The following is a 9,578-nucleotide window of genomic DNA, read 5'->3' on the forward strand; positions in this document are numbered from 1 at the left end:
AGTAGTTCAATACTATATTCATTGGAAAAAACTAGATTTTCAAAAAATAGAATACGAGATGCTTTAAATACCAACTTGCAAACCGTAGCGCTTGATGATGGCAGAATACTAATACCGATTAAACAACCACAAAATTCTTTTCGGTTAGTGACAATCCAGTAGTAACTAAAGCAAATTTTACTTGTGTAAACCCAGCCGCACTACCATCTTGGTCAAAGTAGAGTCCACCTGTGATATTGTCATAGATAAATCGTTGATTGGTTGTCGTTGCAGATGTTCCCAGGGTAAACTGATTTGCAGAAAGTGAACCTTTTGATAACCCGCCACCAAAACCACTAGCTGATACCTGAATCAATTCATTGCTGGCGTTGAAGTCATCAAGTCTATCTACACCTTCATTGTAATTATTGAAAGCAAAGGTATCAGTACCAGATCCTCCAATTAGGCTATCATTGCCATTGCCACCTGTGAGGTAATCATTGCCATTACCACCATAAAGGGTATTATTACCAGAGGCGTTAGAGGCACTAAGAGAATCATTGCCATCCCCCCCCCAGAGGAGATTAGCACCTGATGAATAATCAACAATCAAGTGATCATCACCAGCACCACCGTCGAGCGTATTATTGCCAGAGACAGTATAAACTTTGTAGAAAGAGTATAAGGAGTCTGACCCGGAGGCATTAAGAGAATCATTCCCATTACCCCCAGAGAGTAGGTTGTTGCCTGATGAATAGTTAATAACTAAGTTATCATCACCAGCTCCACCATTGAGGGTGCTATTCCCAGAGTTAGCATTGACAGCGAAATTGCCGCGGTAGTCGTCGTAGGAGCCAGAGGCACTAAGAGAATCATTGCCATCACCACCATCCACCAGGCTACTACCCTTTAAATTGTTAGCACTTAAGTAATCGTTACCTGCACCGCCGTTGAGGGTGTCATTGCCATCCTTGCCAACGAGTGTATCGTTGCCATTGCTCCCCACAATGTTATCGTTGTAGGGTGTGCCTGTAATGTCTAATCGTTCAATATTCTTGTAGTTAAGCCGATTATTATTGTAGTTAAACGGATTTGTACCTACTGTTATCGAGCCAATGTTAGTAGTAGCATTAAAAGCTGAAGTGATTCCATTAACAAGACTGGTATCCCAATAGATAGACTGCAATATATCGTCACCTGTCCCTCCATCTACAGTTGTAGTCACTAAGATAGACTGCAATGTATTGTCACTTGTCCCTCCATCTACAGTTGTAGTAAATAAGGAGTCAGTAAACTGGGTGTTGAACAAGAATGAGTCATTGCCATCGCCCCCAGAGAACAGATTATTGCCTAATAAATATAAAGCATCGAAATTATCGTCACCAGCACCACCATTAAGGGTGTTATTGCCATATGAGTGAGAGTCGTTGTAGTTGCTCCCGATGGTGAAAGAATCATTGCCATCGTCACCAGAGAGCAGATTATCGCCTGGTGAAGAAACATCATAGAAAAGATCGTCACCAGCGCCACCGTTAAGGGTGTTATTGCCATCGGAAGAAAAATCTAAAGAATCATTGCCATTGCCACCAGAGAGCAGATTATTGCCTAGTGAATTATTAACAGTCAAGCTATCATCACCAGCACCACCAATCAGAGAATTTTTGCCAGTACCACCAATCAGAGAATCATTACCAGTACCACCAATCAGAGAATTATTGCCAGTACCACCAATCAGAGAATCATCACCAGTATCACCAATCAGAGAATCATCACCAGTACCACCAATCAGAAAATCATCACCAGTACCACCAATCAAAGAATCATTGCCAGTACCACCAATCAGAGAATCATTGCCAGTATCACCAATCAGATAATCATTGCCAGTATCACCAATCAGAGAATCATCACCAGTACCACCAATTAGAGAATCATCACCAGTACCACCGCGGAGCAAGTCGTTGCCACTCAAGGCGTCGATGCGATCGTTCCCAGCTTGACCATTAATCACATCATTGGAGTTGTCAAAACCCGTGATGTTATTGTTTAAGTCATTGAGAAAAGTGACAGTATTTTTGTTGAAAATGCTAGTTTGAGTGGAATTAGAATCAATTACATCAAAACTGTCGGCGATGCTGGTTTGCCCATCAAATAGGATATTGCCAAGTCCAGGTCGTGAAGAAGTTGCTGGCAGATTATCCAGATTTTCTAATTTGAAGTTTTGCAGAGTAACTTTGGGGTTAGCCAGATTTTCAAAGGTGATTTCCAAGTTGTTGCCTTGAGGAGTCAGTTGCAAGTTTCGGGCAGTCAAGCCATGACCTGTAAATTTTAGTGTGTCAACATTGGCAATCACTTCTGGCGATGGATTTGACCCAGTGCCTACACCACCAAAATCAGTGATGATGTCATTACCATCTTCAGAGTAAAAGATAAACTGATCTTGACCGCCGTTGCCCGTCAAGGTATCGCTACCAGCTAATCCATCGATAATGTTGTTGGCAACAGTGCCTACAAGAGTATCTGCACCAGGAGTTCCCGTAAAATTAAGCATACGTGTAACGCTAGTGCCTACATTTGTTCCCCCAAACAAGACATAGCTTTGCCCAGCTTGAGTGTTACCGTTAGGGGAAGCAAAAGATGTACCAATAATCGCGTCGTCAATGCCATCGTTGTTGATATCTCCCGCATCGCTGACTGACCAGCCTATTTCGTCACCAGGAGCAATACCGTTAATAGCGAAGCCATTAGTGCCATTCAGGTCAGATAGATTGAGAGTGCCGCCACTGCCTACATTTCTTCCCCCAAACACTACATAGCTTCGCCCAGAATCAGTTATGCGGTTAGGAGAGGAATTCGGTGCGCCAATAATCAGGTCGTCAAAGCCATCATTGTTGAGGTCTCCTACATTGCTAACCGAGAGGCCAGAGCGTCCACCCCCAGTAATGCCTTTAATAGTAAAACCATTGCTGCCATTAAGGGACGAGACGTTAAAGTTACCACTATTCCCAACGTTTGTACCCCCAAACACCACATAGCTTTGCCCAACCCAAGTACTCCAGTCGAAAGGATCGCCAGCATCACCATTGAGAGCGACACCTGCTGCCCCAATAATCAGGTCGTCAATGCCATCACCATTAATGTCCCCTGCACTACTGACTGAAAAGCCTGCTTCAGCAGCACTAATGCCATTAATAGTGAAACCATTAGTGCCATTGAGGGACGAGAGGTTAAAGTTACCACTACTCCCGACATTTCTCCCCCCAAACACTACATAAGTTTGCACCGCACCTTGTCCTCTGTTGGGGTAGGGAATAAATTTTGCAAAAATCAGGTCGTCAATGCCATCGTTGTTAATGTCCCCGACTTTCTTGGCAAATGGGGCGTTAATGAAAAAGCCATTGTTGCTATTTGGTGATGAGAGGTCAACAATGCCGCTACTCCCCACATTTGCTCCCCCAAACACCACATAGCTTTGCCCAGCGTCATACTGCCAGACAATCAGATCGTCAATGCCATCTGCGTTAATGTCTCCTGCATCGCTCCCGATGCCAAAGTTAGTAATTAAAAAGCCATTATTGCCATTTAGAGAAGAGAGATTAAGGATGCCGTTACTACCGACATTTTTCCCTCCAAACACCACATAACTTTCCCCAATATAACTGTTACCTTTCAACGACGCGGTAGGTGCCCCAATAATTAGGTCATCAATTCCATCGTTATTGATGTCTCCGGCATAGCTGACGGAACTGCCTGAGCCATCAAACTCACCAATACCGTTAATTGCAAAACCATTAGTACCATTCAGAGAGGAGGGGTCAAAAGTGCCGCTATTGGCTACATTCGTCCCTCCAAATATTACGTAGCTTTGGCCAGCAAAAGTTATGCCGTTGGAGTAGACATCTGGTGCCCCAATAATCAGGTCGTCGATGCCATCGTTGTTAATATCCCCCACATAGCTGACGGAAAAGCCTAAGTTGTCATAAGCAGCAACACCGTTGATAATGAAGCCATTGCTAGCATTGAGGTCAGAGAGATTAAATGATGAATTAGCCATAATTTTATCCTGTTTTTGTTGTGACTGAGAAACTAATAAGTGGTGTAGTTCAATTGATATCACCACACTTACCGTCTCGCTCCCTATAATTGCAAATCCAGTCAAATGATAGCGGTTTTTTGATATCAGCTAGTCTATCTATTTTAGCTACGAACTAAGTACAGCTCGTCATTAAAAAGGGATAAAAATCAAGCCGCAGTTATCAGGTTATATTTAGTCAACAATTTTAAGCACATTTGTTTAAAAACTGTTTGGCAACAATTGGAGTCCAAAGCACAAGCAGCACAACTCCAAAACCTAAAATTAAAAACTGAATGTTGTTTGCAAGTCTTTGTTCGGTGTAGAGAGAATTATTAACCTGCGTCCAAGGTACTAAAGTTTTGCCCCAAACCAAAAAATCATCAATTACTAAGAATGACCCCAAAGCATACGACTTTTCCTCACCCCATACTAGTGGTAATCCTAAAATTTCAGTGATAGCGAGCGTACTTTCAAACAACTGAGTATCTTGATAAGCGTGTGCTGGAGCAATGCTGACAATTGTACTGGTTGGACCAATGCCAAAGATAATTGGTCCAGAGTCAACATCTGCGTGGCCATCAGCGTTGACGGGATACTCTCTCACGGGGAAAAAGCCTAAGACTGAGGGAACAAACTGTTTACGAAACTGAGCATACTGCTGTTTTGCAAAATTGGAATCTAATTCTAATAGAAACGGCAAAAGATAGACTTGACTGGTACCTCGTGTGCCAATCTCAATTTCACCAGTCACAGCGTCAATTTTGTGAGGAATTAAATTTGTTTGTGGGTCAAGATGCTGGCGAGTATAGCTAACCCAACGCTGAATTACTGGTTGATAATTACTATCAAACAATTCATCGTGCAAAGCTAAAGATGCTAAAGCTACAGTTTGGTCACAAGGCCAAGCCTGTCCAGGATAAGCATCAATGGTTACAGTGGGACTTTTTGTAAACGCCTGGGCTAACTCTTGAGATTGGGCATGAAATTGAGTAATATCTTGGAGCGATCGCTCTTTTGGTGACTGAATTTTTAATAGTCCACCCAACAATCGATTACTCCAACCTAAATAAAATACACCATTGGCAACTTGGGTATCTGCTGTAAAAGGTGCGCGTCCTTCGGGTGTATCTATTTGAGATAAAACCCAACGCACCTCTTTAATTGCTTGTTGGCGAAGAGGTTCGGACTTTGAAGCCAAAGCAATATTCACCCAACTGTAACCATAAATTATATGGCTAAAAAACCATCCTTCTGGGAAAAACGCCTGCATCGTTTTTCCTTCACCTGCATTCAACCGTCGTTTGATGTTCTTTAATTGCATTAGTGCATCAGGACTAAGTTGTTCAGGTGGATAATCTTTGGCTGACACTGTTAACAGGCAAAAATTAACTCGGAATACAAGTAAACTTATAGCAATAGTTAAGAAGATATAAGTCCAATAACCAAATCTCTGCAATCTACTCATATTAATTATCTTTAACAGATATATTCTCTGTGTTTTCTTACAAATAATTATCTTCTCCTATTTTTGACCGAAAAACAAAAGGATACAAGTCTTGAAATTTATTTATGGAGAACAGAAAAAATGTACTGAAGAGACGCAAAGCAGAGGCAGCCGTGTGGGCAGGTTTCCCAACTTGAACGGACTGCCTGCCGTCGAAAAATACTATGCCCAGGCGAACCGCTCCGCCTCCGGTCATTATTACAAACCCCTAAATTTATGGAGATTATTAATTTTGAATTTTGAATTCCCCGAAGGGGCTGACCCTTTTTTAGGGACTTCCAGAAATAAATTATCCCATTTCACATCCATCAAAACGACTTTCTCTCCCCCTGCTCCCCTACCCTCAAAGCGATAGAATATTTTTTTAATTGGAAGTCCCTTATGACGGGCTGTACTAAGCTATGTGATGATAAGTAGTAAACGGTAATCCAGTGTGCTGCTTGACATCAATCAATAATTTATACTCACCTCGTTGTTTCCTTTCGGCTACAATTTGTTTTGCGATCGCACCATCTAATCTACAGGTAATTAATTCTTCAGTTGAATATGTGTTTAATCGTTTCCAATAAAAACCAGCACTTATAGTTACATCAATAGAGTTACGTAAAGTTTCTGATGACTAAAGTCAAATGCACAGTAGAAAAAATCACTATAAGTTTTGCCTTCTTTGCTGTTTTAGACAACAGAACAATATAAAATTCAAGTATGGCAACAATTAGCAGTTCTTGTTCTACTTTGCATAACTTCTGTTTGTGCCTAAAAACCTGCTAAAAACAAGTTTTGTTTCAAGAGTGCAGACTTAAGTCTGAGGCGCTTTTATGCAGTTATAGCATCTTTAATAGTTGCTTCTTCTGAAGTCGCTTTCAAGCGGGTTGCTCTGCTTTTACGGATGCGATCGCTTTTGCGAACAGCACCCGCCATCTGATTATTTAACGCAAAAATTATGATTTTGTTAATGAAAATCATGATTTTGTTGATGAAAATCGTGATTTTGTTAATGAAACTTGTGAGTTTGTTGAATTTTTCGGAGTTTAGCTGTTGGATCTTCTACAAAGATTTGACCAAAATCTCTATAGCAAGGGGCGATCGCTACTGAACGAGTACCCTAACCAGTGATGAGTGGTGCGGCGTGATACTGGAATTCGAGGATACTAGCCCAGAGAAGTTTGCTCAACTGGTGACAGATGCGCCCCAGTGGACTGAGTGGATGGTGTAAAAAGTTGCTCTTAGCGATCGCTTATCCATTATGACTTGCATTCAGCAATGAAATACGAGATGCTAAAAATAGCACTTCACAAACCGTAGCGGTTGATGACAAGAGAGCGCTAATTTCGATTAACCGACAAAAAAATTGTTGTTGGTTAGTGACAATCCACTCAAAAGTTGGGCAATTTTTACCTGACTAAACCCAGATTTACTACCATCTTGGTCAAAGTACAGTCCACCTGTAATATCGTCATAGATAAATCGTTGATTGCTTGTCGTTGCAGATGTTCCCAGGGTAAACTGATTAGCTGAAAGTGAACCTTTTGATAACCCGCCAGCAAAAGAAAAACCAGCAAAAGAAAAAGCTGATATCTGAATCAAGTCATTAGTGGCGTTGAAATCATAAAGATTGTCAACACCTTGATTGTAATTATCGAAAACAAAGGTATCGGTCCCATTCCCTCCAATTAGGCTGTCATTACCTTTTCCACCTGTCAGGGTATCATTGCCGTTGCTCCCTACAATTAAGTCATTGTAGTCTGTACCTGAGATATTTAATCTTTCGATATTGTTGTAATTAACTAAATACGTATCTGGCGTAACTGATCCAGTGTTAGTAGTAGCATTAAAAGTCGAAGCGATCCCTTTTGTAGCACCATAGCAACGCATGGACAACAAATCGTTACCATTACCCCCATTTACCGTTTGAGTCGCTAAATCAGAGGAGACACCACCTGAGTATGTGATGCCTAAATTGAAGGAATCATTGCCATCACCCCCAGAAAGGAGGTTATTACCTTTTGTATCGGTAGCATCTAAGGTATCATCACCAGCGCCACCGTTGAGGGTATTATTAACTATGGAAAGAGTAGGGTCGCTACCAGAGATGTCAAGATAATCATTACCATCGCCCCCAGAGAGGAGATTATTGCCTTTTGAACTCCTACCAGACAAGGTATCGTTACCTGCACCTCCTTGTAGGGTGTTATTACCTGTGGAGCGAGAATCTTCGGAGTAGTCAGAAAAGGAGGAGTAGTAGTAGCCAGAGATGTTAAGAGAATCATTGCCATCGCCCCCAGAGAGCAGATTATCGCCTGTTGAACCGCTACCATTCAAGGTATCGTTACCTGCACTTCCTTGTAGGGTGTTATTACCTGTAGAGCGAGAGTCAGAGGAGTAGCTAGATCTGTTAATGTAGCTGCCAGAAATATCAAGAGAATCATTGCCATCACTCCCAGAGAGCAGATTATCGCCTGTTGAAGCGTTAACACTCAAGCGATCGTCATCGGCACCTCCTTCTAAAGTATTATTACCTATTGAACCGCTAATATTCAATATATCGTCATCGGCATCTCCAGTAAGGATATTATTGCCTGCACCGCCAATCAGAGTATCATTGCCTGTACCACCAATCAAAGTATCATTGCCTGTACCGCCAATCAGAGTATCATTACCTGTACCACCAATCAAAGTATTATTGCCTGCACCACCTCTGAGTATGTCATTACCACTCAATCCGTCGATGATGTCATTACCGCCTTGACCATTAATGACATCATTAGAGTTGTCAAAACCTGTAATATTGTTATCGAGGTTATTGAGGAAAGTAACAGTGTTCTTATTGAACAGGTTAGCTTGAGTGGAATTTGCATCAAACACATCAAAACTGTCAGTGACACTAGTTTGTCCATAAAAGAGGATATTGCCAATAGCAGGTCGTGAAGAAGTTGCTGGCAAATTATCCAAGTTTTCTAATTTGAAGTTTTGCAGAATGACTTCGATATTAGCGGGATTTTCAAAACCAATTTCTAAGTTGTTGCCATTTTGAGTTAATTGCAGATTTTCAGCAGTGTATCCAGAACTTATAAATTGCAAGGTGTCTAAAGAGGCAATCACTGTTGCTGAGGGATTTGAGCCTTTACCCACACCAATGAAATCGGTAATAGTATCAGTACCGTTGTTGTAAACAAATTCATCATTACCAGCGCCACCAGTTAGAGTATCATTACCAGCGCCCCCGGAGAGCGTATCGTTGCCACTGTTTCCCACAATTCGGTCATTGTAGTCTGTACCTAAGATATTTAATCGTTCGATATTCTTGTAATTAACCTGATCCGTACCCGACCTAATTGAGCCAGTGTTAGTAGTGGCATTGTAAGTTGTTGCGATCGCCGCACTACCGTTGTAACTGTTGTAATTGACGGACAGTACATCGTCACCCTCACCCCCATCTATGGTATCATTGCCAGCATAGCCAGTGGAGAGGGTATCGTTGCCACTGTTCCCCACAATGTTGTCATTGTAGTCTGTACCTGAGATATTTAATCGTTCGATATTCTTGTAACTAACCTGATTCGTATCCGCTTTAATTAAACCAATGTTAGTAGTAGGATTGAATGTCGTTGTAATTCCCTTTTTAACATTGTCGTAATTGACGGACAGTACATCGTCACCTTTACCCCCATCTATGGTATCATTGCCAGCATAGCCCGTAGAGAGGGTATCGTTGCCACTGTTCCCCACAATGTTGTCATTGTAGTCTGTACCTGAGATATTTAATCGTTCGATATTCTTGTAATTAACCTGATTCGTACCTGACCTAATTGAGCCAGTGTTAGTAGTGGTATTGTAAATTGTTGTAATCCCTCCTGTAGCAGGGCTGTAATAACTGTAATCAACGGACAACAAATCGTCACCCTTACCACCATCTACCGTTTGATTTTCTGGCGTTGCATAAGTGCGGGATGAATCAGGTTAACACGGGTATTTTCCCGTACTTCAAGTAATGAAGTAATAATCGAATTGAATACTTCAGCA

The 9,578-nt window shown here is 41.6% G+C and carries 3 protein-coding genes and 1 pseudogene; all 4 read right to left on the minus strand.

The window, feature by feature from the left end; translation table 11 throughout:
• Positions 1-118: 118 nt before the first annotated feature.
• Complete coding sequence (locus V7K89_RS01415; protein WP_335183965.1) at positions 119-4,030, minus strand: beta strand repeat-containing protein; 3,912 nt, start codon at positions 4,028-4,030, stop codon at positions 119-121.
• A gap of 226 nt (positions 4,031-4,256) precedes the next feature.
• Entirely contained in the window at positions 4,257-5,420 is a 1,164-nt protein-coding gene (locus tag V7K89_RS01420; protein ID WP_335183966.1) for a hypothetical protein, read from the minus strand.
• Positions 5,421-6,371: 951 nt separating this feature from the next.
• Positions 6,372-6,521, minus strand: a complete 150-nt coding sequence (locus V7K89_RS01425) for a hypothetical protein (protein WP_335183967.1) — start codon at positions 6,519-6,521, stop codon at positions 6,372-6,374.
• A 369-nt stretch (positions 6,522-6,890) separates the two neighbouring features.
• Positions 6,891-9,449 (minus strand): annotated as a pseudogene (locus V7K89_RS01430) (beta strand repeat-containing protein); the annotation flags it as partial.
• Between the last annotated feature and the right edge of the window lie 129 nt (positions 9,450-9,578).

This window comes from Nostoc sp., assembly GCF_036917515.1.
Classification (GTDB): Bacteria; Cyanobacteriota; Cyanobacteriia; order Cyanobacteriales; family Nostocaceae; genus Nostoc.